Origin of the sequence: Paraburkholderia phymatum, assembly GCF_040965635.1 — a bacterium.
Lineage (GTDB): Bacteria > Pseudomonadota > Gammaproteobacteria > Burkholderiales > Burkholderiaceae > Paraburkholderia > Paraburkholderia phymatum_B.
Map to the genome: position 1 here is coordinate 19372 of NZ_JBFRCH010000004.1, position 25220 is coordinate 44591.

17 protein-coding genes and 1 pseudogene are annotated in these 25220 nt (G+C 65.5%); 2 read left to right on the forward strand and 16 right to left on the reverse strand.

Annotation, left to right across the window (positions count from 1 at the left end):
- Positions 1-22: 22 nt before the first annotated feature.
- From bcsA to bcsB, 7 genes are read right to left on the reverse strand one after another with little or no spacing between them, the layout of a single operon-like run.
- Positions 23-2557 (reverse strand): UDP-forming cellulose synthase catalytic subunit, encoded by a 2535-nt coding sequence (gene bcsA, locus AB4Y32_RS09575; RefSeq protein WP_439899766.1) that lies wholly within the window; start codon positions 2555-2557, stop codon positions 23-25.
- Positions 2554-3339: a cellulose biosynthesis protein BcsQ gene (bcsQ, locus tag AB4Y32_RS09580; RefSeq protein ID WP_368721114.1), complete on the reverse strand. Its 786-nt coding sequence runs from the start codon at positions 3337-3339 to the stop codon at positions 2554-2556. The genes bcsA and bcsQ overlap by 4 nt, the downstream gene beginning before the upstream one ends.
- On the reverse strand, positions 3336-3542 hold the full coding sequence (locus AB4Y32_RS09585; RefSeq protein WP_368721115.1) for a hypothetical protein: 207 nt from the start codon (positions 3540-3542) through the stop codon (positions 3336-3338). Before AB4Y32_RS09585 ends, bcsQ begins: the two co-directional genes overlap by 4 nt.
- Entirely contained in the window at positions 3542-5479 is a 1938-nt protein-coding gene (bcsE, locus tag AB4Y32_RS09590; protein WP_368721116.1) for a cellulose biosynthesis protein BcsE, read from the reverse strand. Before bcsE ends, AB4Y32_RS09585 begins: the two co-directional genes overlap by 1 nt.
- A gap of 32 nt (positions 5480-5511) precedes the next feature.
- Positions 5512-9561 (reverse strand): cellulose synthase subunit BcsC-related outer membrane protein, encoded by a 4050-nt coding sequence (locus AB4Y32_RS09595; protein WP_439899767.1) that lies wholly within the window; start codon positions 9559-9561, stop codon positions 5512-5514.
- The gene (gene bcsZ, locus AB4Y32_RS09600; protein WP_439899775.1) at positions 9540-10817 is read right to left on the reverse strand and encodes a cellulose synthase complex periplasmic endoglucanase BcsZ; all 1278 of its coding nucleotides are present in this window, start codon (positions 10815-10817) and stop codon (positions 9540-9542) included. Before bcsZ ends, AB4Y32_RS09595 begins: the two co-directional genes overlap by 22 nt.
- A gap of 9 nt (positions 10818-10826) precedes the next feature.
- Positions 10827-13118, reverse strand: coding sequence for a cellulose biosynthesis cyclic di-GMP-binding regulatory protein BcsB (gene bcsB / locus AB4Y32_RS09605; RefSeq protein ID WP_368721117.1), 2292 nt, complete (start codon positions 13116-13118; stop codon positions 10827-10829).
- A 112-nt stretch (positions 13119-13230) separates the two neighbouring features.
- Between bcsB and AB4Y32_RS09610 the strand changes: the two genes are divergently transcribed.
- Positions 13231-13728: a diacylglycerol kinase gene (locus AB4Y32_RS09610; protein WP_368721118.1), complete on the forward strand. Its 498-nt coding sequence runs from the start codon at positions 13231-13233 to the stop codon at positions 13726-13728.
- A gap of 808 nt (positions 13729-14536) precedes the next feature.
- Here the strand turns inward: AB4Y32_RS09610 and AB4Y32_RS09615 are convergent.
- The 5 genes from AB4Y32_RS09615 to AB4Y32_RS09635 all read right to left on the reverse strand — a co-directional run bounded on the left by AB4Y32_RS09615 (position 14537) and on the right by AB4Y32_RS09635 (position 20397).
- Positions 14537-15343: a transglutaminase family protein gene (locus tag AB4Y32_RS09615; protein ID WP_368721119.1), complete on the reverse strand. Its 807-nt coding sequence runs from the start codon at positions 15341-15343 to the stop codon at positions 14537-14539.
- Positions 15344-15356: 13 nt separating this feature from the next.
- Positions 15357-16307 carry an alpha-E domain-containing protein gene (locus AB4Y32_RS09620; RefSeq protein ID WP_368721120.1) on the reverse strand — a complete coding sequence of 317 codons (951 nt, stop codon included), beginning with the start codon at positions 16305-16307 and terminating at the stop codon, positions 15357-15359.
- A gap of 132 nt (positions 16308-16439) precedes the next feature.
- Positions 16440-17849, reverse strand: coding sequence for a circularly permuted type 2 ATP-grasp protein (locus AB4Y32_RS09625; protein ID WP_368721121.1), 1410 nt, complete (start codon positions 17847-17849; stop codon positions 16440-16442).
- A gap of 360 nt (positions 17850-18209) precedes the next feature.
- On the reverse strand, positions 18210-18662 hold the full coding sequence (locus AB4Y32_RS09630; protein WP_368721122.1) for an HU family DNA-binding protein: 453 nt from the start codon (positions 18660-18662) through the stop codon (positions 18210-18212).
- A gap of 229 nt (positions 18663-18891) precedes the next feature.
- Positions 18892-20397, reverse strand: a complete 1506-nt coding sequence (locus AB4Y32_RS09635; protein WP_368721123.1) for a MocR-like pyridoxine biosynthesis transcription factor PdxR — start codon at positions 20395-20397, stop codon at positions 18892-18894.
- A gap of 150 nt (positions 20398-20547) precedes the next feature.
- On the opposite strand from AB4Y32_RS09635, the pseudogene AB4Y32_RS09640 reads away from it, so the two are divergent.
- Positions 20548-20948: pseudogene (locus AB4Y32_RS09640) on the forward strand (OprD family outer membrane porin); the annotation flags it as partial.
- Between the two features lie 78 nt (positions 20949-21026).
- Here the strand turns inward: AB4Y32_RS09640 and AB4Y32_RS09645 are convergent.
- The 4 genes from AB4Y32_RS09645 to AB4Y32_RS09660 all read right to left on the reverse strand — a co-directional run bounded on the left by AB4Y32_RS09645 (position 21027) and on the right by AB4Y32_RS09660 (position 25204).
- A complete protein-coding gene (locus AB4Y32_RS09645; RefSeq protein ID WP_368721124.1) occupies positions 21027-21326 on the reverse strand; it encodes a hypothetical protein in 300 nt (99 codons plus the stop codon).
- A 74-nt stretch (positions 21327-21400) separates the two neighbouring features.
- Positions 21401-22336, reverse strand: coding sequence for a 2-dehydropantoate 2-reductase (gene panE, locus AB4Y32_RS09650; protein WP_368721125.1), 936 nt, complete (start codon positions 22334-22336; stop codon positions 21401-21403).
- Between the two features lie 146 nt (positions 22337-22482).
- The gene (locus tag AB4Y32_RS09655; RefSeq protein WP_368721126.1) at positions 22483-23679 is read right to left on the reverse strand and encodes an acetyl-CoA C-acyltransferase; all 1197 of its coding nucleotides are present in this window, start codon (positions 23677-23679) and stop codon (positions 22483-22485) included.
- Positions 23680-23746: 67 nt separating this feature from the next.
- Positions 23747-25204, reverse strand: coding sequence for an efflux transporter outer membrane subunit (locus tag AB4Y32_RS09660; protein ID WP_368721127.1), 1458 nt, complete (start codon positions 25202-25204; stop codon positions 23747-23749).
- Positions 25205-25220 lie beyond the last annotated feature (16 nt).

The following is a 25220-nucleotide window of genomic DNA, read 5'->3' on the forward strand; positions in this document are numbered from 1 at the left end:
ACAAGGGTGCGGGCGCCGCTCGTCAGTATCGAGTGCGATCGAGTGCAAGCAGCGATTGCACGGCGCGCCGCCCGCTCGCCAGCACGCGCGAATAGCCTTCCACGCCCATCAGCAGCACTTCCTTCAGGCCGCGCAATGGCGCATCGTCGTTGTCCGTGCCGCTCCATCCGAGCCAGGCATCGGCGCGGCCGAACGTGCACTGCACGAGTTGCCGCTCCTGCTCGAGCGTGAGCGCGTCGAACTGCGCGCCGAGCTGCCGGCCAACGTAGCGGCACGCACGAGACGGAAAGTGGAACAGACGATCGCCACGGCTGATGCACACGTCGAGCGTGTCGCCCGGCCGGATGCCGAGCCCCGGCTCGACATCGAATCCGAAGCCACCCGTCGAGTAGTCGGTCGTCGTGCAGCTGACGGTCGTGCCGTCAGAGAGAATGAGCGTGGCGGGTATGCGCATCGCGATACGGTGCGTCACTCGTACCTGCTTCACCTCACGCGCGACGCCGAGCGCGGCGCCCAGCATCACGAGGTTATAGAGTGTCCAGGCCATGTTCATGACGATCGTCGGGCCTTCGGCGCCCTGCTCGAACGCGAGGCGCGACGCGCCAACTGCCAGTGCGCACGCGTTGAGCGCAAGCAGCAGGAGATAGGGCCGCGATATGGTCCAGTCGAAGAATCCCTCGGCGATCCGGCCACCCTTGCTGGTCACGTTGAATTTGCCGTGCCGGGGGCTGAAGAACGCGACGGTCGTGGGCAGCGCGATGTACCACGCAAGCACGGATTCGTACACCTCAGCCCAGAACGAGTGCCGATAGCGTCCTTGCATCCGGGAGTTCGCGATATTCGCGAGCACGATATACGGCAACACGTAGCTCGCGATTCGCGTGGCGGCGGCATTGATGAAGTACATCTGAAAGAACAGGTACGCCATCGGCATGGTCAGGAAAATCAGACGCGGAATGCCGTAGAAGAAATGCAGCATCGCGTTGCTGTAGCACAGCCGTTGAAAGAAGCTGAGTCCGCGCCCAAGGAATGGGTTGTCGATGCGAAATATTTGCGCCATGCCGCGTGCCCAGCGCGTGCGCTGCGCGATGTGGCTGGCGAGCGTTTCGGTCGCGAGCCCCCCTGCCTGCACGGTGGGCAGATACGCGCTCGTGTAGCCGCGCCGGTGCAGCTTGAGCGCGGTGTGCGCGTCCTCGGTCACGGTCTCGACGGCAATGCCGCCGATTTCATCGAGCGCGCTGCGCCGGAGCACCGCGCAAGAGCCGCAAAAGAACGCTGCGTTCCACAGGTCGTTGCCGGCCTGAACGAGCCCGTAGAACAGATTGCCTTCGTTGGGCACGCGGCGGAACGTCCCGAGGTTGCGCTCGAAAGGGTCCGGGGAGAAAAAATGATGCGGTGTCTGCACGAGCGCACAGCGCTTGTCGCGCAGAAACGTGCCCATTGTCATCTGCAGAAACGAACGCGTCGGCACGTGATCGCAGTCGAAGATCGCGACGTACTCGCCGTCTGTACGCGCAAGTGCGCGGTTGATATTGCCCGCTTTCGCGTGCCGGTTGTCATCTCGCGTCAGATAGCCGATCCCCGCCTCGCGCGCAAAGTCCGCAAAATCAGGACGATTGCCGTCATCGAGCAGATACACGCGCAGGCGATCGGCGGGCCAATCGACACCCTGTGCAGCGAACACCGTCGGCTTCACGACGGCAAGCGGCTCGTTGTAGGTCGGAATGAAGATGTCGACGCTCGGCCAGTCGCGCGGATCGGCTGGCAATGCCTCGACCTTGCGCTCGAGCGGCCACGCGGTTTGCAGCAGGCCGAGCACGAGGATCAGCCATGTGTAGGCTTCCGCGCCGAACAGCATATAGCCGGCGACGGCTTCGCCGGGTGACGCGAACACGAGCGTCTCCGTGGCGCGCCACCACGCATAGCGTGTCATCGCAAAGAGCGCAAGCAGCGCAAGGACCAGCAGCGGCGCGCGTCCGGGCACGCGGCGCAGGACGAGCGCGACGAGCACGGTGACGGCAAAAAACTCGAACTGGCCGATGGGCGTCAGCGGCGACGTGCCCACGAGCAGCCAGAGCGCCGCGCCGGCTGTCGCGAAGACGGGCAGCAGCCAACGCACCTTTCCAAGCGCGCCCACGCCGCGTTCCACGCGTTCGCCCCAGCGCATCCACGGCAGATCCGGCAGGCGTGCCTGCACGGCTCGCCAGCAGGCCGTGATCCAACGGTAAGCGGGCACGATCCACGTATCGATCCATTCGAACGACAGCGCGCGCCGCGGTCTGACGAAGGCGCGCCACAACCATTCGCGCGGACTGCGGATATCGAGCACGCCCCAGTGCGCGGCGAGCGCAATGAAAGCCGCACGCGCAGCATCGCGAACGCGGTCGGGCCGCCCCGCTGACGGCGGATGAAAAAAGAGGCGGACACACCAGTCGAGCGCCGTTCGCTCGGCCGTCAAACCGAGCCCGCGTGCGAGCCAGTCCAGCACACGCGTGCGCCAGCCGACGTCGGCCGCATCGGCAGACTGGTTGTTGTCGTCCATGTGTGGCGTGCTCATCGGTTCTTGCCCTTGTCGGCACGTTCGCCGAGCGAGGCGTCGAGCCAGTTCGCGAGGCCCTGGAGGTCATGCGCAGTCTGCGAGTACGGTGCGTCGTCGAAGAGCCAGCTGCCACGCGCGAACGACTCCGGCAGTGCGGCATCGAAATGCACCCGCTGATCGACGAGGAGTCCCGGGCCCAGCGCAGCACGGAGCATCGTCAGCACATCGCGCTGCATGTCGCGCGCAGGATTCAGCCGGTTCACGACCACACTGAACCGCGCGCTTGCGGCCTGCAAATCGGGCAGACTGGAAACCAGCGTCGCACACGCAACGGGCTCGGGCGGCGTAACGCATAACACGAGATCGGCTGCGCGAATCGCCTGGTCCGCCTGCTGCGACGGGTAGCGTGGCGTGTCGATCAGCACGGCTGCGTCATCGTCGAGATCCAGCAGCGCGAGCGAGCGAGCAAGCCACTGCGGCGCCTGTGCAAGCCGCGTCTCGCATCGCGTGTTTTCGGCGAGCGGTCGCCGGCCGTAGGGAACGAACAGCACGCCCTCTTCGTTGCGCCACGTCCATTCCTGCCACGGGTCTACGCCGTCTGCCGCTTCGACTGTGATCGCATCGCCGATGCCCGGCCCATCCACCGAATCGAGTCCCAGATACGCGCCCAAAAGGTTCTGCGGATCGAAATCGAGCGCGACGATCTGGCGGCCGCGGCGCGCAAGCAGCACGGCAAGCGCGGCGCTCAATGTAGTACGCCCCGCGCCGCCTGCCGTCGATACCACCGCGATGGTCTTCATCGGCGGGCCTCTTCACGTCGTGCAACCTCGCGCACAAGCTGTGCGCTCAGTGCGACGGGTTCGAGCGTACACGGCACGGCCTCGCGGGGATCGAAGCGCTTCACGCCATCGAGACCGCGCCGGGTGCCGAAGCGTTGCCAGAGCATCCAGACGGGAATGGCAACGACCATGCCCGTCACCAGACAGATGAACAGAAACGGCATCACGCTTTCTCCCGCATGAGCACAGGCATCGCCGCGCGAACGGCGCGGCGTGGGCGCGGCGGGACGAGCGCCCCGTCGCCAGATCGAGACGTGGCTGAAGCCGAGGTCTCCGCGCGCCTGTTCGCAGTGCCCGGCTGATCGACAGGCGAATGGCTTTCCTCACTCGCTTGCCGCGGCCTGTCGACTGCTTCGGCCGTCGACGGCGATGGGACAGAACGAGGCACCGCGAGATACAGATCGCTGTAGTCCGCGAACCGCTTGCGCCGGTTCGCTGCTTCGAGATCGCGCAGCTCGGCGTCGATCGCATCTTCGGTGAGGCGCTCCACACGTTCCGCGAGCTGGTCTACGGGCACATCGACGATGTTCGCGAGTGCGCGATCCACGTCGGCTGGCCTGCACGCGAACAGAAACAGATAGAGATGAGTAGCGTCGAGCGTCAGCACGTCACCCGAGCGCCGGGGCATGCAATGGCGCAGCGCCTCGCCATGAGCCCGGACCGGCGCGAGCCTGAGCTTCACGAGGACATGAGGCAACTTGAGCGGCGCGCCACGCGCAACGGTGGTGCGAAGCCGCTCGCAGAATTCGCCAACGGGCAGATAGCCCGATCCCGAGTCGCTAAGGGCGGCAGCAAGCGCGGCGCGATAGTCGACGGCGACAGGGCGCGTATGCAGCTGCCCCTGAAGCGAGTGCAGCAACGACTGGACACGCGAGAATGGCAGCTCGCGGCCTAGCACCAGGTTCGCGCCAAGATTCAGCACCAGCAATTCGTACTGGTGCCGCAAGACTTCGCCTCGCTCCACCACTGCGATCTTGAGCGCGCGTCCGCATCGACGGCGCAACGCATGAATCGTCGAACAGAGAGACTCGAGATCCGCGCTGCCTCGATAGTCCAGCAAAACGGTCGCGGCCTGGGCGCCGCTGCACGCGGCGAGAAGCGACATCTGATCTTCGACGGTCTCCCATTGCGGCGGCAGCCAGCGCTCCTCACCGTGTACCGCCGCGCGCGTCACCACCACGCGTGCGTCGTCACGGGCGAGCAACACATCGCCGTCGACTTCCCACGCATCTGCCGTCACGGGAGCCACCGTCAGCCGCCCCGCCTCGGAAAAGCGCAGTCCGAGACGCTCGCCCGTCACCAACGTTTCGCCACTGCGCCAGAAGTCCCCGTGCCACAGCAGCTCGCCGTGCGTGTGTTGAACTCGTGCGACACCCGCGCACGCGGCATGGAATTCAGGACGCCCAGCGAGAGCCGCCAACCCGTCGGGCGTGTCGTCCATTCCGTCGGGCAGCGCGAGGTCGTGAAACGCGGCATTGCCCGATTGCGACGCAGCTTGCGCGCCTTCTGCGTCCAGCAGCAGCACCATCGCGACGCGTCGTGCCGCGCACCAGCCGGCGAGCGCGCGGCCTTCGCGCGCGAGGGCCACGGGATCGCTCCAGCTGAACCAGCGCTCGCCTCCCTCGATGACGTAAAGCGCCCGCCGGCGCACGCCGGATCTACGAAGCGCATGCAGCGCGCCAATCAGACGCGCGAATGCGACGGGGCGCGCGCCGCGTTCGGCGTGCGCTGTCTCGGGAGGCATCGCGAGCACGTTCAGGCCACGGGGCCAGCCACGCGCGGGACGATCGTCGGCGAAACCGAGTTCGCGCAGCCGCGCAGTGACGGCGTCTCGTTCTCGCGCCAGCACCACGGTCACATGGCGCGATTGCGAGGACCGCACGCTCGCCCAGATCAGCGCGTCCGCGGCCGGCGTGCCTCCCTTCGCGTACACCGCGTAGAGCTTGCCGTTCTCGATCCACGCCCAGTCGTCGGGCAGACCGTCGACGCCAAGCCGGCCGGTCCTCGCAGAGGGTGGGCGCATCATGCTCGTTGCGGCTGCCAGCCAGCGTCGCAGCGGTAGAGCGCCCGTCGTCGCGAGGGAGGAGGAAGCGGTGTCCATGAAAAGTGTCCGTTCGTTGATCGATGCGCCGTTCAAAAGCTCGAATACAGGCGAACCGGTGTCGGCGACAGGCTGCGGTCCTTTTTGCGCGAATCGAAGGAATAGCGCACGTACACCATGCCTGCGCTCGGCGCGTAGTCATGCGCATGATCGATCTCGACGCGCACACCCGCTACCAGATGCGCATTGAAGCGATATTGCGCAATGGCCGAGATCCCATACGAAAAACTCACGCCTTGCGTCGAGCTGCCTCCGTAGACCAGGTTGCTGCCGGAAACGAGTGCCGGAAAGCCGGGGCCGTAGAACGACGGCAATCCGTTCGGGTAATAGGGCGAGTCCTTTTCGTAGGAGTTCGACAATCCGACGGTCGCCGTGATGTCCCAGGTGAGCGCATCGTGCCGCCCTTCCCATTCGAGCGGCACGCCGAGCGACAGATAACGTTGCGGACTGTAGTAGCCGCCCTGCCCGTAGCTGTAGAAACGCAGATTGTCGGTGTAGTGCCAGGCATTGCCGATGAGTCCGGTATTCACGCGCATCGTCGCGCGCTGCCAGACAGGGGTGATGAAGCCTGTGCGCAGCGTGACCTCCTGGTTCGACGCAACGTTGCGCCCGGTCAGCTCGGCGACACCCAGGTCGGCGAACACGCTGACGCGGCCGACGTCGACGGCCGAATGCAGATCGATGCCGTCGCGCCGCACGCCTCCCCAGACAGTTCCCGTCACCGGGTCGTGCATGCCGGCGTAGGCCAGCACGCTGCCCGTCTCCGGCCGTCGGGACACACTCGCGCTGAAGCTCGCCGGGCCGGCATCGAACCGGTAGCGAATGCCGCCTACGAGGTAATGGACAGGAAAGCCGAGCGGCGTGGTGCCGATATCGACACGCCACGCGTCCGATACATAGCCCGTGCCCAGTGCCACGCCCGTCGCTCGCTGGCTCGCGTAGCGCTGCACGTTCGCGTTGACCGCGTCGGCCAGCGCCGGGTTGTTTGATCTCCACTGTGCGAGTTGCGCCAGGTCCGCGTTATCGACCCTCGCAAACGTGCCGAACGTGTCGCGCGTAAAGGTGTTGGCGCCGCCGATATCGTTGGGCCAGCCGCCCAGCGACAGCTTGCCGGCATCGAGCGTCACGGTGTCGATATGCGCGAAGAAGTGTCCGTCAAAGCGATACGGAATCTGCACGTACACGGGCGCCTGCCACGCGTGATACTCGGAGATGCCCGCGTCGCCCGACTTGTACGCGGGCAGCACGCCCGCTTCAATCATCGGATCGCGACGCTGCTGCAACCCGGCTAGCGCGGCCTGCGCGGGCGTGCCGTCAGCGGCGCCCGAAGTCACGCCCGCCAGCTTCTCTTCATGCGCCGACAGCCGGTACAACGATTCGGCTTCCTGATAACGACCGAGATCCTGTGCAACGCGGCCCGCCTGCACCGTGACGTCCGCTCGCCCCGGGTAGGCGACACGCAAGGCGTCCGTGATCTGTCCGGCTTCCTCGTACTGGCCCAGCACGGACAACCTGCGGGCCGCCGACAGGCGCGTGTCGACATCGTCCTCCGGTGCCGCGTCGACGACGCGCCGCACGACGGCAAGGGCAGCGCGTCGTTCGCCGTCTTCCGCCTCGATGCGCGCAAGCGCAAGCTGGGCGTCCGCGTTCTCCGGCGTGGCGGCGAGCAATGGCTCGAGCGCGGCGCGAGCTGCATCGTAGTGCCCCTGCGCGCGCTGCACATCGGCGACCTCGAGCGCATAGCGCGGGTCCCGCTGGCCCGCCGCGCTGACGCGAGCAAGCAACCGCTGCGCGCGCGCGTAGTCGTCGCTGTCCAGTGCATCGTCGATCTCGCGCAGCGCAAGGCGCAGCGCCTGATCTTCAAGCCGCGAGCGCTCGCTTTCGTCGAGTCCGCCGCCCGTTCGAATCTGCGCAAGCCAGCTATCGAGCTCGGCGTTCCGACGCGCGTGCCCGAGCATGTCGCCGTATCGCAGGCGCACGCCCGCATCCGCGCGCTCGGGGTTCGCGCGAATCCAGTCCCGCAGCAAAGCCAGGCCGCGATCCGCGTCGCCCGCGTCGATCCACATCGTGCCCACGCTCGCCAGCATATCGGGGTCGTCGGCCGCCAGCGTCTGGGCATGTTCGAGCATGCGCGTCGCGCCAGCCCGGTCGCCGGAAGCGAACGCGGCACGCGCGCCCGTCAGCGCCAGTTGCGCATCGAGCTTGCGCGCGAGCGCTCGCATGCTCTCGCTGCGCCCGGCGTCGTCAACGCGCGCGAGTGCCTGCTTCGCTCCCGCCACGTCGTCGATGGAATTCAGATAGAGCGCGCTCGCATAGAACATCTCCGGCGACCCGTACTGCTTCACGCCATCGTTCATCACGTCGCGTCCGAGTTGCGGCAATCCGATGTCGCGATACAGCCGCGCGAGCGCGAAGCGTGTCCATGGCGCGTCGGGTGAGAGCCGCAGCGAAGCCTCGTAACGCTGCGCGGCCGGGCCCAGCTTGCCCTGCGCGGCCTCGTGCGCGGCCTCGTCCGCGAGCACGCCGCCGCGCATCGCATCGAGGCTGCGCCTGTCCGCCGGGTCGCTGAAGCGGCCGCGCAGCGCCTCGATCAGCGGTCCGAGCTGCTCGCTGCGTCCTGTTGCATCGAGCAGCGTCTGCATGCTGCGCACGGCGCCGAGACCAGGCTCGCGCGCCGACAAGAGGCTGCGCAGCAACGGCTCCGCACCCTGCCAGTCGTGCCCGGCAAGCAACGCGTCGGCGAGCAGCAACTTTGCATCGGGACTGTCCGGCTGCATCGCGAGTGCGGCGCGCGCGGCGCTCGCCGCATCGTGCGCACGACCCGCTGCCGCTGCCGCGCGGCCATCGGCGAGCGTGGCCCAGAAGGTCGCGGTGCGCGCGAGACCTTCCCATTTGCCGCGATTGTCCGCGTCGAGCGCGGCTGCGCGCAGGAACAACGCACGTGCCTCGTCGCGCCGCCCCTCGCGCATCCGCACGAGCCCGAGGCCGCCGACTGCATCCGCGTCGTCGGCCCGCGCGCGGGCAGCCTGGACGAGAAGCGGCTCCGCGCTGACGAGATCGCCGCGTGCCAGCGCCTTGAGCCCCCGCTGCCCGGCGATATAGTCCGGGTCTCGCTCCAGACGGCGCTGTGCGTCGAGCCGGGCGTCGATCGCCGCCACGCGGTCCCGGAACTCCGTATCGTCGGGTACCAGCGCAAGCCAGGCGCGCAGCGCGTCGAGATAGGCAGGATCTGCGCCCGCCGATTGCAGCACGTGGCGCCAGACGTTCATGGCCGCGCTGTGATCGGCGTCCGGTCGCAAGGCGAGCCGCCATGCGAGGCGATTCGCCTCCGCGCGCGTATCGCTGCTGCCGTTCAGCAGCCCGGCGAGAACGAGCATCGCGTCGACGTCGTCGGGGTTCGCGGCAATGCGCCGGCGCAGCCCATCGACGGCGAGCATCCTGCCGTCCTTCGCGCCGGAGAGAATCTGGTAATACTCGGCACCGAGCGGGCCGGGCGGCGCGCCATGTGGAAACAGCGCGACGAGCCGGCGCGCGGCCTCGGCCGACTGGCCGCTGCGTGCGAGCAGACGGACGGTGGCGAACTCCTCGCGGCCGCTCGTCGCGACGCGCAACTCGTCGGCAAGCGCCTCCGTCTGCGCGCTGGCGGGAGCCAACCGCCGTAGACGTGCAAGTGCTTCCTGCGCTTCGCGAGTGCGTCCGAGCCTCAATTGAATGCGCGCCCGCTCGGCCAGCAGATCGGGCGCGTCGGGCGCGATCAGCAGCGCCTTGTCGATCGACTGCGAAGCCAGATCGTCGCGATGCTTGCTTGACCACATGCGTGCAGCGGCGAGCAGGCGCTGAGCGTCGGCTGGCAATCGCTGCTCGGCATCGCTTGCGGGCGCGGGCGGCATCGAGGCACCGGACGCGGGCCGTATCCGCCCCGCAGATGCTGTCGTCGCTGTCGACGCCTGCGCGTCGGCAGACGCGAATCCCGCGCACACGACCAGGCTGGCGATAGCCGCTTGCACGCCTCTCGCTCGCGGTCGGCGGAATGCGGCAGCGCGTGCGACGCGAAGCACGTTCAACGCGCGCCTCCGTGACATGCCGCGCTCCAGCGCACGTCGAGCGTGCCGTCGGCAGCGAAGCGATAGCGGCCGTCGCGCCAGCCGAGTCCGAACAGGCTCAGCACGCTCGAGTAGTAGCCGGGCGGCGTTTGGGCGTCGAGCGTGTCGATCCGCGCAACTTGCGCGTCGGCGAGCGGCACGCGCCCAAGCGCATCGAGGAACGGCAACGTCGCTGCGGAAAACCCCGCATTGCCCATATTCTCGCCGGGCTTGCCGCTCACGGCATCGATCGTTTCGGGCGGGGCGCCGTGAGAGGCAATAAAGTCCGCGTAGGGTTTGAAGCGCTCGGCAAGCCGGTTCGACAGTGGATCGCGCGTGTTCATGGTGCCCGTCCACAGGTACACGCGAATCGCGTTGTACGCGCTGACGGCATGCGTCTCGGCGTCGGGCTGGAAGCCTTGTCCACGATGGTAGAGCGCCCAATCCGGCGCGTAGCCGAGAGGCGCCGTATCCAGCAGCACACGCGAGCCGCTTTCGACGACGCGAGCCCAGCGAGCGTCGGACGGCAAGCGCGTACCGATGCCCCGCAACACCTGTGGGGGCGAATAGGACGGGTTCACACGCCAGAGATCCGGCTCTGGATGAAAGCCCACGGGCCCCGGCAGCAGCGTGAGACCGAGACCGGGCACGTAGGCAGTCTCCGCATCGAGCACATGCTTCGCGAGCAGAGCGCCACGCGCAAAGTAGCTGCGTTCGCCCCACAGCTCGCCCGCTTCGAGCAGTGCGTAGGCGATCCACAAGTCGGCATCGGACGCCGCGTTTGCATCGAGCACAGCGAAGTCGCCATCCGTGCGACGCCCCCATAGCCATGCGGGCAGATGCGTCGCCAGATCGCCTTGGGCGAGGCTGACTTCCGTCCAACGCAGAATTCTGTCGAAGCTCGCGCGGTCGTTGGCGACCAGCGCGAAGAACAACGCGTAGGCCTGTCCTTCGGAGACGGTGCGTTCATCGGCCGACCCGACGTCGATCACACGACCATCCGCGGAGACGAATTGCTGGAGAAACCCTTGCCAACGCGGCCAGATCTGGGGCGCGCCGCATGATCGCGTCGCGACGGCTTGCGCTGGAGCGTCCCGTCCCACTGTGTCTGTGGGGGCGACCGTTGCCGCATGAGCACTTCCGCACCCGAATAACGTCAGCGCACACGCAAGCGCCCTCATGCACGCCCCTCGCGCACAGACTCGTGGACTGCGCAAACGCGCGAAACGCGCGCCCCGCTGCTTTTCACGGCACATCGGCATCGCTCAGATTCCCCGCCGCCGCTCAGCGAGCGCCTGCAAACCTGCGAATGCGCCGATCGCCAGCAGGAGACCCGCAATCACGCCGAGAACGCCGAGCAGCAAGGGATGCTCGACGGCATAGCGCCAGAGTGGCGCGTACCACGGCAGTTCACCGACCAGATAGGTCGGCCCGACCCGCATGCTTTCCACCGAATCCGCGCGGATCAGCGCGACGTCTCCCTGCACTTTGCCAACGCTGTCGCCCTTGTCGAATGCGTCGAGCAGCGCCGGGAGATGCGCCTCGTCGGTCGCCGTCAACGCGACGACGCTGCGATGACGGCTGCCGGGCACTTCGAATCCGATCAGCGCCGCGAGCGCACCATCGCGATCGAGATGCGCGCCGCCCTTCGGCAACAGCGAGCCATCCCGCCAGTGCTCGCGGACGGAGAAAGACGCCGGCTGGATGCCGCCCCTGGCCCCGTCGATCGCGAGCGGCAGGCTCGTGCGCCAACGGGCGAAGAGCGGCATCGAATTGCCCGTGCCGATCACGAGCAGATCCTTGTCGGGCACCGCCGCGAGTTCCGACGGGCGCCTGATCTGCACGCGCAATGACGGCAGCCCCGTCCACTGCCCCATATGCCCGAGCATCGTCAACAGGGATTCGAGTTCTTCGCGCGACGGATGCTCGGGAATCACGACGGCAGTCTGCGCAAGATCGGCATACCGGGTGAACGGAAAGCCACTGTTCGAGAAGTACGCGAGATTGGGCATCTCCGCGTAATGGATGAAGCGGGAAAAGTCGATTGTCGAGTCGGGGTCGATCGCGGCCTGCACGGGATTGGCCGCGACGCTCTGGCACAGCCCCGTCTTCTGCGAGTCCAGACGGAAGCGCAGCTGCAACTGGTTCGCGCTGCCGACGCGAAAAGCAGGAATCTCCAGCGCGTTCGCCGAGCCTCCGCCCGCCGCCGACAGCAGCGGCAATTGCAGATGGCCCTGGGCATCTTCAGCTTTCGCGGGCGGAAGCCGGTAGGACTTCACGAGCTGATCGTTGATTTCGATCGCGAGAGCGGAGTTGTTCTGCACCGTCGGCGCGGTGTAGCGATACTTGAGTTCGAGCGGCACGCCCGCTCCGCTCCACGAGAAAATGTCGGCGGGCACGCGCAGGTTGAGCCGGATCGCATCCGGCGCGCTGCCCGTCACCTGTAATTGCTGCGAGTTGTCGACGAGTTCGTGGAACGCCACCTTCCGGTCCACGGGCAGCCAGCGAGGTGCGTCATAAGGCTTGCGCGGCGCGCCGATATCGACCTGCGAGACGCGCACGGCCGGCCCCGACATCGCGTTCTTGCCGAGGACGAGCGCGTAGGCAGCCGCATCGACTTCGCTCGCGTCGCGCCCCGTCACGACGAGCAGCTTCCGCGCGGGCGCGCTCGGGTTGTCCGCGACGATCAGCATCGGCCCGTCGACATCCGGCAACGGGAGTGCGACCGGCAACTGCGCGCGCGTGCCGATCAGGACAGCATGACTGTTTGCTGGCAACGCGCCAAGCGCCGGAAAGCGCGCGCCGCGATAGTCGGCGAGCGCGCCGAACCACGACGCGACAATCGCCGCGCTGCGCAGCGTCGCGTTGTCAGGTGACGGCGGCAGCACGAACGGAAGGTCGAGCCGGCCGACGTCGCGCCGGTCGAAGAACGGCGCAGGCAGCAACGCCAGATCGTTCGGCAGACGGATGGGCGAGGTCTGCAGGATCACCTCGCTCATGGGGCTTATCTGGGCCCATAACGCCGAACTATCCGGGTCCTCGCAATGGTCGAGCGTGTAATGCGCGACGAGGTTGAGGCCGATCTGCGTGTAGTCGGTCAGAAAACGCGGATCGAGCGGAATATCCTGGGTCACCATCTGGCCCGCGTGCTCACGGTCGAACGGCACGGTCGCGAACGCCTCGCCGTTGAGCGTCACCTTCATGTGCGAGATCGGAAATACGAGCGCGGGCGAGTACGTGAAGCGTAGACGCAGCCATGCAGCGCTCACGGCATGATCGAGCCGCACGCCCAGATTCACGGTGCGCGTGTCGTCGAGACCATGCAGATCGAGCGGCTGCCAGGCACCCAATGCAGCGAACGAAACATGCTGCGCCGAGGCGACCGATGAGGGCGCGACGTGCGCGTCCGCGCCTCCCGGCACGCTGGCGGCAACATACGCCGCCGGCGTACGCACGGCAGAGTCAGCAGCAGTTTGTGCATGCGCGGGAAGGCCGGCAAACGCGAGGGACGCACCCGCAAGCGATGCGGCGAGACAAGCCGACACAAAAGTTTTCATGAGCGCGTCGACTCGCTGGAAATCATGCGCGTGGCGCGCGGTATTACCAGATGGTCATTCCGTGGACACGCAAATGAGTCGGAGAGGGCTGGTTGCAATTCCAGCGAGATCAATGGCGGCAGCACGATGTAATAACTTCCGGCAATCAATTTATTGTTTCCATCATGAGTGGTCGACTGATTCGACGTCACTCGCAAAAACGTGCAAGCACAACGGTCCGATGCGAGGGCTTTTCGCGCTGTGCCACTCGTCTCGGGTATTCGTCGCAACCATGCGCCACGAAAGCGCGTTCCGTCAGGAACTGATCGCCGTTATGGTGCTGATTCCATCTGCTGCGATAGTGCGGCTGCCCACTGTCGAGCGTGTGATGCCTATCGCAACCACGCTGCTGGTCCTGCTTGTCAAACTTGCCAATTCGGGCATCGAGGCCACGATCGATCGCATCTCGCTTGACGGGCATGAACTGTCCGGTCGAGCAAAAGACCGTGACAGCGCAGCCGTCGCTGTCGCTGTGCTGTGCGATCGCGTGGATCACGCTGTGCAGCCCACTGGCCTCGGGCTGGAGAAGGACGCTGTTCCGAGCGCGCAGCCGGCACGAAGTCCGGTGTGAACCCGGCCGTCAGGAGGTCGCAAGGTAGTGCGCCCGTCGAACTGACCGTATCGCAGGAAGAAGGTGATCCGCCTTCCGCCTGCGCGCGAAATGCTGCCCGCCGCGCGCGGGCGCGAGCACGCGTTGCCCGATGTTCTGCAACCCCAAACCAGTAGACGGCTGAAACAGCCGCATCGTCGTTATTTCTGCAGCTCGTCATCTGCGAACAAACGCCAACCAATCCATTCCCTGATGCGAGCCCGGCGCTCATTATCTCAAAACTCCAGTGGACTTTTCGGGCAAGCACAGCGCTGAGCACGCAAAATGAAGCGGCGAAATGCCGCGAAGGGCACCCTTGCGTATAGCAAGGTCCTCAGATGGTTAATCGCCCGTATTGGAAGCCGGTCCTGCTCGCATTGCCGAGCGACCGTGATGTCCTGTTTTGCCCGTACTCCTGTTAACGGACAGTTGGCCGCCGCCTTGAGCTATCGAAACACCGTACAAACGTTTGCCCCATAAATTACGCACAAATCATTCGAAATACGGTTGAAATTGAGCACGATGCAGTGACCTCGACTGCATCGACAGGCAGGCTTGGACTGCATTCATCGCTTTAAAAAAATGCCGCGCTTTCTTTCAATTAATTAAGGGACGGTAAATGGACCGGCCATTGTTAAATCGCGCAACGCGATCGGTCTATGGACGTCCATGAAAAACCGGGCGATGTTTTCTATGGCAATGACATCAGCCAGCGAGGCCATATCTTTTCGATGGACTGCAACGCAGTCGATTGCGCGACTAAAGACACGCGCTGCGGACTGGACACGCCTTACTGCCCCACCTGCTCCTGCGCCCTCACCGCAACCGACACATCGAGCGTCTCTTCCAGCCCACCGATACGCCGTCCGCGCACGGGCGACGCCGCTTCGTAGTCGCGCGCCGCCGCGAGCCGGCAATACATCTCGCTTGCGAACGCCGCGTGCGTGACGTCGACGGAAATCCAGCCCAGGCCCGCGAGCCACACATCGACCCACGCGTGACTCGCGGCATGCTCGACGTCGCCGGGTTCGATATAGCCGCTCACGTAGCGCGCGGGCAGGCCGCGCGCGCGGCAGCACGCGAGCATCAGATGCGCGTGATCCTGGCAGACGCCCTTGCCGAGCGCGAGCGCCTGCGACGCCGTGCTCGCCACGCCCGTGACGCCCGGCTCGAACGTCACGCGTTCGACGATTTTCTCCGCGAGATCAATCAGCGCCGCCGGCCTGTCGAGGGGCGGCGCCGACGCAGCCAGATCGCGGATCGCGGGATCGCATTCGGTCAGCCGCGTCGCGCACGTGAAATGCTCGAGCGGAATCGCGCCCGCTGCGTCACCGAGCCGCCCGTCGATCAGCGGAAAAGTGTCGATTTCGCCCGATACGTGCACGCGAATCTCGTCGTGCGGCTTGTTCAGCACGAGCGTGTGCAGCACATTGCCGTAGGCGTCGAAGGTCGAATCGAGCTTGCCGGGCGCTTCGAGCGTCCAGCGCCGCACCACCTGCGAAGCACCGCTCGACGGCGTGAGGCGCAGCTGCTGGATCGAATAGTGGACCGTCGATTCGTAGCGGTAGGACGTGTCGTGGCGGATCGAGAGAAACATTGAGGGCACTCCGTCATGCAACAGCCAGCATCAGATAGGTCCGCGCGACCATGTTGCCGAGTTCGAACACGCGGGCAAGGAACTGCGTGAGCCACGCGTGCAGGCCGGCTTCGAAGATCTGCCGGATGTCCGCGTAAAGCAGCTCGGCGCGCAGCTTGCCTGCAAAGCGCTCGCACTGGTTCGAGCCTTGCGTGCGCAACATCGCGAGGTTCTCGCAGACGCCGTCGAGCGACGCCAGCAGCGAGCGCGGCATCTGCGAGTTGAGGATCATCAGCTCGACCACGCGCGCGGGCGTCACGACATCGCGATACACCTTGCGGTAAATCTCCAGCGCCGACACCGAGCTCAGGATCGACGTCCAGTAATAGAAGTCTTCGAGTTGACGGGCGGCCTCGCGCGAGTTCGGCTCGGCGTCGGCGAAACGCACGTCGAGAATGCGCGCCGTGTTGTCCGCGCGTTCGAGGAAGGTGCCGAGCTGCGTGAAGAAGAACGCGTCGTCCTGCAACGCCGTGCCGATCGTCACGCCGCGCGACAGATGCGAGCGGAACTTCACCCATTCGAACAGCGCGGCAGGATTGCTCGCCACCTGGCCGTAGCGCGTGCGCTCATTGAATTCGAGCCACGTGTCGTTGATCGTTTCCCACCACTCCGTCGTCAGCGTGCCGCGTACCGCGCGCGCGTTCTCGCGCGCCGCCTGCAGGCACGCATGAATGCTCGACGGATTCGCGGAATCGGCGACCATGAAGTCGAGCACGTTTTCGCGCGTCGGCTCCGAATGGCGCTGCGCGAACGCGTCTTCGAGCTCGGAGATGCGCAGCACCGAACGCTGCGCGCGCTCTTCCTGCTCGGGCGTCTGCGGCAGCAGTTGCGCTTTCAGGTTGATGTCGAGCATGCGCGCGGTGTTCTCGGCGCGCTCCATGTAACGGGCCATCCAGAACAGATGATCGGCGGTGCGGCTCAGCATATCGGCTTTCCGTGTTGATGGCGCGCGCTTGCGTCAGCGTGTGACGGAGAGCGCGCCGGGTTGCCCGTTTTTCGCGCGGCGTCCATCGTGATCGACGGACGCCCGGCTCTTCAAAGCATCGGTCGAATGCGGTCAGTCGACCATCCAGGTGTCTTTCGTGCCGCCCCCTTGCGATGAGTTGACGACGAGCGAGCCTTCCTGCAACGCGACGCGCGTGAGTCCGCCCGCGCACATCGTCACGGTCTTGCCCGACAGCACGAACGGACGCAGATCGATATGACGCGGCGCGATGCCCGCATCGACGAAGGTCGGACACGCGGACAGCGCGAGCGTCGGCTGCGCGATGTAGCCCGCCGGCTTCTCGATCAGGCGCTGGCGGAACGCCTCGATTTCCGCCGACGTCGACGCCGGCCCGACCAGCATCCCGTAGCCGCCCGCGCCGTGTACTTCCTTGACGACCAGCTCGGGCAGATGCGCGAGCGTGTACGCGAGATCGTCCGGCTTGCGGCACTGGTAGGTCGGCACGTTGTTGAGGATCGGCTTCTCGCCCAGATAGAACTCGATCATCTCGGGCACGTACGGATAGATCGACTTGTCGTCGGCGATGCCCGTGCCCATCGCGTTCGCGAGCGCCACACGGCCCGCGCGATACGAAGTCAACAGACCCGGCACGCCGAGCGCCGAATCCGGGCGGAACGCGAGCGGATCGAGAAAGTCGTCGTCGACGCGCCGGTAGATCACGTCGACGCGCCGCGGCCCTTGCGTCGTGCGCATGAACACGTAGTTGTCGTCGACGAACAGGTCCTTGCCTTCCACCAGCTCGACGCCCATCTGCTGCGCGAGGAACGTGTGCTCGAAGTAAGCGGAGTTGTACATGCCGGGCGTCAGCACCACGACGACGGGATCGTCGACGCCCGCGGGCGCCACCGAGCGCAGCGTATCGAGCAGCAGGTCCGGATAGTGCGCGACGGGCGCGATGCGGTTCTGCACGAAGAGTTCGGGGAAGAGCCGCATCATCATCTTGCGGTTCTCCAGCATGTACGAGACACCCGACGGCACGCGCAGATTGTCTTCGAGCACGTAGAAGTCGCCGTTCTCGCCGGCGCGCACGACATCGACGCCCGCGATGTGCGCATAGGCGCCGAGCGGCACGTCGACGCCCTGCATCTCCGGCCGGTACTGCGCGTTTGTGTAGACCTGGTCGGCGGGCACGACGCCCGCGCGCACGATGTTGCGCTCGTGATAGACGTCGTGGATGAAGAGATTGAGTGCCTGCACGCGCTGCCTCAGTCCCGCTTCGAGCGTCTGCCACTCGCCGCGCGGGATGATGCGCGGAATCAGATCGAACGGGATGAGGCGCTCGGTGCCGGACAGATCGCCGTTGACCGCGAACGTGATGCCAACCCGGCGAAACAGAAGATCGGCCTCAGCCCGCTTTCTTGCGATCGCTTCGTTGCCCTGCTGCACGAGCCAGCGCTCGAACCGCTGATAGTGCGGCCGCACGGCGTCATCGTGATGACGCATCTCGTCAAAGCATCGCATGTCACGCCCCACTCTTTTTGTCGGATCGAAGGCGAATGCGCTGCGCATTCGGTTGTCGATCACGTTCAAGCAAGCGTTATGCCATTTGCTTTACACGCGGAGCGCGCAGCGGATGCACTCGAAGCGCGCACGCGGATGGGCAGACGACTCGGTGCCATCGTAGCGCGGCGGTACGCGATGCGCCACTAAAGTGCGTGGCGTCGCGCACGTGGCTCGATTCGATGCAGATGCGAACCGTCTTTGGGAATGTGACGCGATGCAGGGACCAACACGCGCAGACAAAAAAATCCCCGCACGCTTGCGCGTTGCGGGGATTCAGATGAACGCGGCAGCGGTTTGCGCCGCTGCCGTCGACATCGATTACGCTGCTGCTGCGTCCTTCAGCTTCTTCAGCGGACGTGCCTTGATGCGCACGCTTGCCGGCTTGGCCGGGAACCAGCGCTCTTCACCCGTGAACGGGTCCTTGCCGAAACGCTTCTTCTTCGCCGGAACAGCCTGGACGACGATCTTCAGAAGACCCGACAGAGTGAATTCGCCAGCGCCCTTCTTGTGAACCGAACCGAGGATCGTGTCTTCGAGAGCAGCCAGAACTGCCTTCGCCGACTTCGGCTCGACGCCTGCGCGCTCCGCAACGTGTGCAGCCAGCGAGGCCTTCGTGAAGGTGTCCTTGACCGGCGACGGAGCGCCGGACGCCTTCACGGCGACCTTCTTAGCCGTGACTTTCTTTGCGGGAGCAGCGGCTTTCTTTGCAACAACCTTCTTCGTCGGTACCGTAGCAGCCTTCTTGGCTACCTTTTTTGCGGAAGTCGCCATGTTTCTCCTACCTCTAGGGTTCAGTAAAAGCGAGAAGCGCACGCGATATGCGCACGCTTCAAGGCCGGATTCTACAAGCGCTTTTGGTTTCTGAGCGAATCTTTTGTGTGTAACGGTTACGGTTTGTTGCGTGGCGCAGACTACCTCGCTCATTTCACGCCTGTTTTTAAGGGGTAAACGTGAACGGCAAGCGATTTCGGCATACCTGTCCAGCGCGGATCGTCGAGACTCAAGTCCTTGATTCGACACGCGGCATCAGCTTCGCGAGCTTCGTGAGCGCTGCGTCGATATGCTCTGCCTCGATGCCGCCATAGCCGAACACGAGCCCAGGGCGCGGCTTCGCGCGAACGAAGAAAGGCGCGAGACCGTGCAGCGCGATCGACTCGCTGCGGGCCGCTTCGATCACGGCCGCTTCCGTGAGGGGGGCCTTGAGCAGCGCCGCCAGGTGAATACCCGCTGTCGGTACGATCGGCTCGAACCAGCGCGCGAGGCCGCCTTGAAGATGCGCGAGCAGGCACGCACGGCGCGCGGCGTAGAGCTTGTGCATGCGCTTGACGTGCTTCGCGAAGTCGCCGTTCAGCATGAAGCTGCCCAGCGCCGTCTGGGTCAGCGAGCAACCATGCCAGTCGCCGATCAGCCTCGCCTTCTTCAACGTGTCGAACAGCGACGCGGGCGGCACCGTGTAACCGACGCGCAACTCGGGAAAGATGGTCTTCGAAAACGTTCCCACATAGGCGACGAGGCCCGCGCGATCGAGGCTTTTCAAAGGCTCCATCGGCCGTCCTTCGAAGCGGTATTCGCAGTCGTAGTCGTCTTCGATGATGACGGCATCGCGTTGCTGCGCCCATTCGAGCAGCTCGACGCGCCGCGCGAGACTCATCGGCATGCCGAGCGGAAACTGATGCGACGGCGTGACATAGACGAGGCGCGCGTTCTTCGGCAGCTTGCCGACCACGAGGCCTTCGGCATCGACGGGCACGGGCACGGCCTTCGCGCCCACGGCCGTCAGACACGCGCGCGCAGGCGGATAACCGGGATCTTCGACAACGGCGACGTCGCCCGGACGAAGCGTGACGCGCGCGATCAGATCGAGCGCGTGCTGCGCGCCCTGCGTCACGATGATGTCTTCCCAGTTGCTCGCGACAGCGCGGCTGAACGCGAGATAGCGCGAAATCGCAAGCCGCAGCTCCTGTTCGCCGGCGGCATCGCGATACGTGCCGCGTCCGCGCGATTGCACGCGCAGCGCGTGATTCACGCAGCGGCGCCAGACGTCGAACGGAAAATGGGATTTGTCGGTGATGCCGCCGACAAAGTCGAATGACGTGCCGAGCGTCGGCTGCGGACCGAGCACTTCGGGCACGGCGGACCACATGGGCTGCGCGCGGGCGCTGGACTGTGCAGCGGCGCGTGCGCGATGCAAGCTGTGCGCTCCCGGCGTGCCGAACGCGTCATGCGCGGCGCGCGCGTGCGACGAACGTTCGGCGGGCAGGCGCTGCAATCCTTCGGCGACGAACGTGCCCGAGCCCGCGCGCGCATTCAGGAAACCTTCGGCGAGCAGGCGCTCGAATACGTCGAGCGTCGTCTTGCGGGACACGCCGAGTTGCGTCGCGAGATCGCGCGTCGACGGCAGTTGCGTGCCGCCCGCAAGGCGGCCTTCGATAATCCCCGCCCGCAGTTGCCGGTAGATCTGCCCGGCGAGATCGTGGCGGCCCTCGACGGCGATGTGAATGTCCATGTCGTCCCGTTGCTTCGCGTGCTGTTTTTTTGCAAGCTTACCGTGGGAATCGGCGGCCGGGTCCGCGACGGGTATCGCCTGATTCGTCGGCGAGTGCAGACGGCAGGAAAGACTGTGGAATGGATAGACATGCGTGTTCACCTTCGGTGTGACTACGTGAACGAGACCAAAGGCATCTATCTCGTGAACTCGAGGACGTGGACTACAACGCGCCGCACGAAAAGGCCTTTCAGTTGCGCTATACGTTCGATGGCAAGTATGCGGGTCTGCCCGGCTTCAAGGCGATGCTGTGGGGTGTGACGGGTTGGGGCGCCGATGCTTCGGCAGGCGCGGCTTCCAATGCGATCGGCCCGTACACGAGCAATGACGAGTTTGTGCACGGCACGCACCACGAAATCGGCTTTATTCCAGGCTATACGCTGCAAAGCGGCCGCTTCAAGGATACGAAGATCACGTTCATCGCGATGTATCACAAGTCGACCGCGCATTACTCCGACCCGGACAACATGGAGTACCGTCTTGTCGTGAATGTGCCGGTGAAGGTGTTCTAAGCGGGGCTTTGATGCGTTTCATGCTTGCGGGCATCGGCATTCGATGGCCGCAAGCGCAGGATCGGCCCGCATCAATGTTCAGAAGACAACCGACACCACGATCGCCATCCACACCGATACCACGCCCATCAGAAACATCATGCGCGCGATGCGAATCTTCGCATCGCTCGTTTCCGGTACGACGGGACTCGTCGCCACCCACGGCACGAGCCCGAGAAACGCGAAGCCGATTATCGCCAGCCCCGCGACGAACTTGTCGGCGAGCGTCCAGTCGCCTGCTTCCTGCAGTCCCCAGTAGCCGAGAAAGATGATCCCGATCGAGAACATCGTCGCGGAAGCCGTGCAGAGGGCGGGCACCGATCCCTGAGGAGTGGGCATGATCCACCTCGCGTGAGTCAGTGCCGTCGATTCTACTTCAGCTTCCGCACGCTCCTCCGCCCTGCATTCGCGGCTTAAGCCGATTGCCGCGCGCGCCGTGCCTCGTATGCTTTCAGATGGCTGTACGCGACGCGCAGCGACGACAGCGCGCCCTGTTGCGCCTCACCGCCGCGCGCGATCAGATCGCCGACGATATGATCGGCCTCGATGCGCGACTGCCCTTCGATGTCGCGGAGCATCGATGCCGTCAACGGCGAGCCCTCGGCAAAGAGAATCGTCTGCGCGCGCGCATTGGACGCCTCGCCGAGCGGATACCCGTTCGCCGCCGCGACAGCCTTGCATTCGCCCAGCACGCCTTCGATCACGCGCCGCCCGTCCGGCGTCTTCAGAATGTCGCCGATCGCGGCACGATGCAGACAGGTGGTGGCCGCGAGCGTCGCGAGGAACACCCACTTCTCCCACATCTGCTGAAGGATGTTGTCGGCCGCCGTCGAATCGAAGCCCGCGCCTTCGAACGTCGACGCAATCGCGCGCACGCGCTCGCTGATGCCTCCGCCGAGTTCGCCGAAGCCGATCGAATGCATGTCGTTCAAATGCTCGATTTCGCGCTCGCGATTGAGCGTCGCGGCAATCACGCACTGGCCGCCCAATACCTTCGATGCGCCGAACTTCTCTTTCAGCACATCGATGTGATGCATGCCGTTCAGCACGGGCAGGATCATCGTCGCGTCGCCGACGGCGGGCGCGAACGATTCGATTGCATCGTCGAGGCTATAGGCTTTGCAACTCAGCAGCACGAGATCATAAGGCTCGCTGATCTGATCCGCGAGCACGGTCTTCACGTCGCGCAGCGTGACATCCCCGCGCGGGCTTTTGATGACGAGGCCCGAGCGTTGCAGTTCTTCGGCCCGCTTCGCACGCACGAGAAACGTGACGTCGCGACCCGCCTGTGCAAGACGGCCGCCAAAATATCCACCTGTAGCACCTGCGCCGACTACGAGAATTCGCATTGCTTCTCCTTGGGTCATCATCCGTCCGTTGGCATCGCGCGCGGCTTTGCGCGGCCGCGCGCGAAGTATGTGCATATGCAGTATGTCGTAAATCTTCGCGGACCACAGCGGGCTTGCACGGGCCGCCGCGAGTCCTTAAACGCCGATCAAACGCACATCAAAACGATTTCGAGCGCAAGCGCAATGCCCTGCCCACCGCCGATGCAAAGCGTGACGATGCCGCGCTTCAACCCATCGCGGCGCATCGAATGGATGAGACGCGTCGTGAGAACGGCGCCCGTCGCGCCAATCGGATGGCCGTGCGCGATCGCGCCGCCTTCGACGTTGATGATGTCGTGCGCGAGCCCGAGCTTTTGCGCGACCGCGAGCGGCACCGCCGCGAACGCCTCGTTGATCTCGACGCGCTCGACATCGCCGAGTTTCCAGCCCGCGCGCTCCAGCGCGATCTGCACGGCGGGCACGGGGCCGAGTCCGAACATGCCTGGCTCGACGGCCGCGATACCGAACGCAGCGAGCCGCGCCGACGCTTCGATGCCATGCGCGTCCGCATAGTCGCGCGCCGCGACGATCATCGCCGCCGCGCCGCTATTGAGGCCAGGCGCATTGCCCGCCGTGATCGTGCCGTCGGGACGAAATGCGGGGCGTAGCTTCGCGAGCGTTTGGACCGTCGTATCGGGACGCGGCTGCTCGTCGCGCGCGAACTGCACGGTGCCCTTGCGTCCTTCGATTTCGACGGCAATGAGTTCCGCGTCGAATGCGCCGCGTTCCTGCGCGGCAACGAAGCGCTGTTGGGAGCGCGCCGCCCATTCGTCCTGCGCGGCGCGCGTGAGTTCGGCTTTCGTCACGAGGTCTTCCGTGTGCCAGCCCGAGTGCTCATTCGAGAACGCATCGACGAGCCCGTCGCGCAACATGCTGTCGTGCACCTGCGCGTTGCCCATGCGGCTGCCCCAGCGGCCGCTTTCGAGCAGATACGGCGCGCGGTCCATGTTCTCCATGCCGCCCGCGACGGCCACGTCGCCGAGCCCGAGCGCGATCTCCTGCGCGGCCGACACGATCGCCTGCGCCCCCGATCCGCACACGCGGTTCACGGTCAGCGCCGGCACCGACACGGGCACGCCGCCGCCGATCGACGATTGCCGCGCGGGGTTCATCTTGTTGCCTGCCTGGATCACGTTGCCCATCACCACGGACGACAACGTTTTCGCGTCGATTCCGCCACGCCGCAGGGTTTCGCGGACTGCAACGGCGCCGAGCTGCGTCGCGGGAACGTCTTTCAATGATCCGCCGAACGCGCCGATCGGCGTGCGGACGGGATGAGCAATCACTACATCGCGTGCATTCATCGCTATTCCTCAAGTTGAACTACTGCACTTCGATGCCTCGCCTGAACGAGGCGCTTCGTTGAACGCTTCAGTTGGCGGCCACGTCCGTCGAAGGCTGCGCCGTCTTCGCGACGTTGCCATCGGCGGGCGCATCCCATCCGCCGCCCAGCGACCGGTACAGCGCGACGGCCGCCTGCGCATGCTCGCGCTTCGCCTGATTCAACGATTCGGCGTCGCGCAGATACGCCTCCTGCGCCGCGAGCACATCGAGAAAGCTCGACGCGCCGCCCTTGTACAGTTCATTCGACAGACGCAGCGCATGGCCCGATGCATCGAGCGCGCCGGCGAGCTTCGCGACCTGCGCATCACCATTGACGAGATCGCTGCGCGTGTCCTCGATGTCCTTCAGCGCGTTCAGCATCGTCTGTTGCAAGCCGAGTTGCGATTCGCGCATGCGGCTTTCGTTCTCGTCGATGTGCGCGGTGATGCGGCCCGCGTTGAAGATCGGGCTCGTCGCGCTCAATGCGGCGCTGAAGAGGTTGTCGGTCAATGTCGGCATGCCGAGATACGACGACGCGAGAATGCCGTCGCTCAGGCTCAAGCGGAACTTCGGATAACGGTCCGCTCTCGCGACGCCCACTTCGGCCGCGCGCTGCTCAACGGTTGCATAAGCGGTGCGCACATCGGGACGGCGCAGCAGCGCTTCGGAAGGCAGCGTCTGCGGAACGCTTTGCGCGGGCACGGGAATCGGCCGCGCTTCGTCGATCAGCAGGCTGCCGACGCTCTCTGGCGTGCGTCCCGAGTACACCGCGATCAGGCTCATGTCGTGCTGAATGTCCGACCTGATCTTCGGAATCTGCGCCTGCAAATCCTGCAACTGGTTCTGCGCGCGCGCTACGTCGAGTTGCGTCGACAGCCCGTATTGCAGGCGCTCCTGCGTAAGCTTCAGCGCGCGGCTGCGAATCTGCTCGTTGTCGTTGATGATCTGCAATTGCGCCTGCGCCCAGCGCAAGTCGATATACGCAGCGGCCGTATTTGCGGCGAGCGCGAGCCGCAATTCATTGAGCGCCGACTGGCGTCCCGTCACCTGCGCCTGCGCGGCGAGCACCGCAAGCCGCTCGCCGCCGAATACGTCCGGCTGCCACGAAGCCGTCAAGCCGATGCCCGCTTGCTTCACATAGCCGAGCGGCGGCGGCGTGTTCTGCCGCTGGTACGCGGCCGTCGCGCCCGCATCGAGTTGCGGCGCGAGTGCCGCGCGCTGCTGCTTCGTGATGTCCTGTGCCTGCTTCACGCGCTCGACGGCCGCTTTCACGTCGAGGTTGTCGCCGAGCACGATATCGACGAGGCGGTGCATCGGCGGATCGCCGAATTGCGACCACCATGCGTCGGCGTCGACGGTGTCTTTGGGCGCATCGACACTCCACGCGTCGGGCGCGACCGTCTTCACGGTCTGCGGCAAATCAGCGTGCGTCGCGGGCTGCACGGCGCACGCCGCGAGCGTCATCGCGGCAGCAACGGCAAGCGCTTTGGCTACGATCGATTTCATGTCGGGTTTTCCAGTC

Coding starts and splice junctions, on each gene's coding strand:
- bcsA (WP_439899766.1), bottom strand. CDS start 2,557: ATGAGCACGCCACACATGGACGACAACAACCAGTCTGCCGATGCGGCC.
- bcsQ (WP_368721114.1), bottom strand. CDS start 3,339: ATGAAGACCATCGCGGTGGTATCGACGGCAGGCGGCGCGGGGCGTACT.
- AB4Y32_RS09585 (WP_368721115.1), bottom strand. CDS start 3,542: ATGCCGTTTCTGTTCATCTGTCTGGTGACGGGCATGGTCGTTGCCATT.
- bcsE (WP_368721116.1), bottom strand. CDS start 5,479: ATGGACACCGCTTCCTCCTCCCTCGCGACGACGGGCGCTCTACCGCTG.
- AB4Y32_RS09595 (WP_439899767.1), bottom strand. CDS start 9,561: ATGTCACGGAGGCGCGCGTTGAACGTGCTTCGCGTCGCACGCGCTGCC.
- bcsZ (WP_439899775.1), bottom strand. CDS start 10,817: ATGTGCCGTGAAAAGCAGCGGGGCGCGCGTTTCGCGCGTTTGCGCAGT.
- bcsB (WP_368721117.1), bottom strand. CDS start 13,118: ATGAAAACTTTTGTGTCGGCTTGTCTCGCCGCATCGCTTGCGGGTGCG.
- AB4Y32_RS09610 (WP_368721118.1), top strand. CDS start 13,231: ATGGCGGCAGCACGATGTAATAACTTCCGGCAATCAATTTATTGTTTC.
- AB4Y32_RS09615 (WP_368721119.1), bottom strand. CDS start 15,343: ATGTTTCTCTCGATCCGCCACGACACGTCCTACCGCTACGAATCGACG.
- AB4Y32_RS09620 (WP_368721120.1), bottom strand. CDS start 16,307: ATGCTGAGCCGCACCGCCGATCATCTGTTCTGGATGGCCCGTTACATG.
- AB4Y32_RS09625 (WP_368721121.1), bottom strand. CDS start 17,849: ATGCGATGCTTTGACGAGATGCGTCATCACGATGACGCCGTGCGGCCG.
- AB4Y32_RS09630 (WP_368721122.1), bottom strand. CDS start 18,662: ATGGCGACTTCCGCAAAAAAGGTAGCCAAGAAGGCTGCTACGGTACCG.
- AB4Y32_RS09635 (WP_368721123.1), bottom strand. CDS start 20,397: ATGGACATTCACATCGCCGTCGAGGGCCGCCACGATCTCGCCGGGCAG.
- AB4Y32_RS09645 (WP_368721124.1), bottom strand. CDS start 21,326: ATGCCCACTCCTCAGGGATCGGTGCCCGCCCTCTGCACGGCTTCCGCG.
- panE (WP_368721125.1), bottom strand. CDS start 22,336: ATGCGAATTCTCGTAGTCGGCGCAGGTGCTACAGGTGGATATTTTGGC.
- AB4Y32_RS09655 (WP_368721126.1), bottom strand. CDS start 23,679: ATGAATGCACGCGATGTAGTGATTGCTCATCCCGTCCGCACGCCGATC.
- AB4Y32_RS09660 (WP_368721127.1), bottom strand. CDS start 25,204: ATGAAATCGATCGTAGCCAAAGCGCTTGCCGTTGCTGCCGCGATGACG.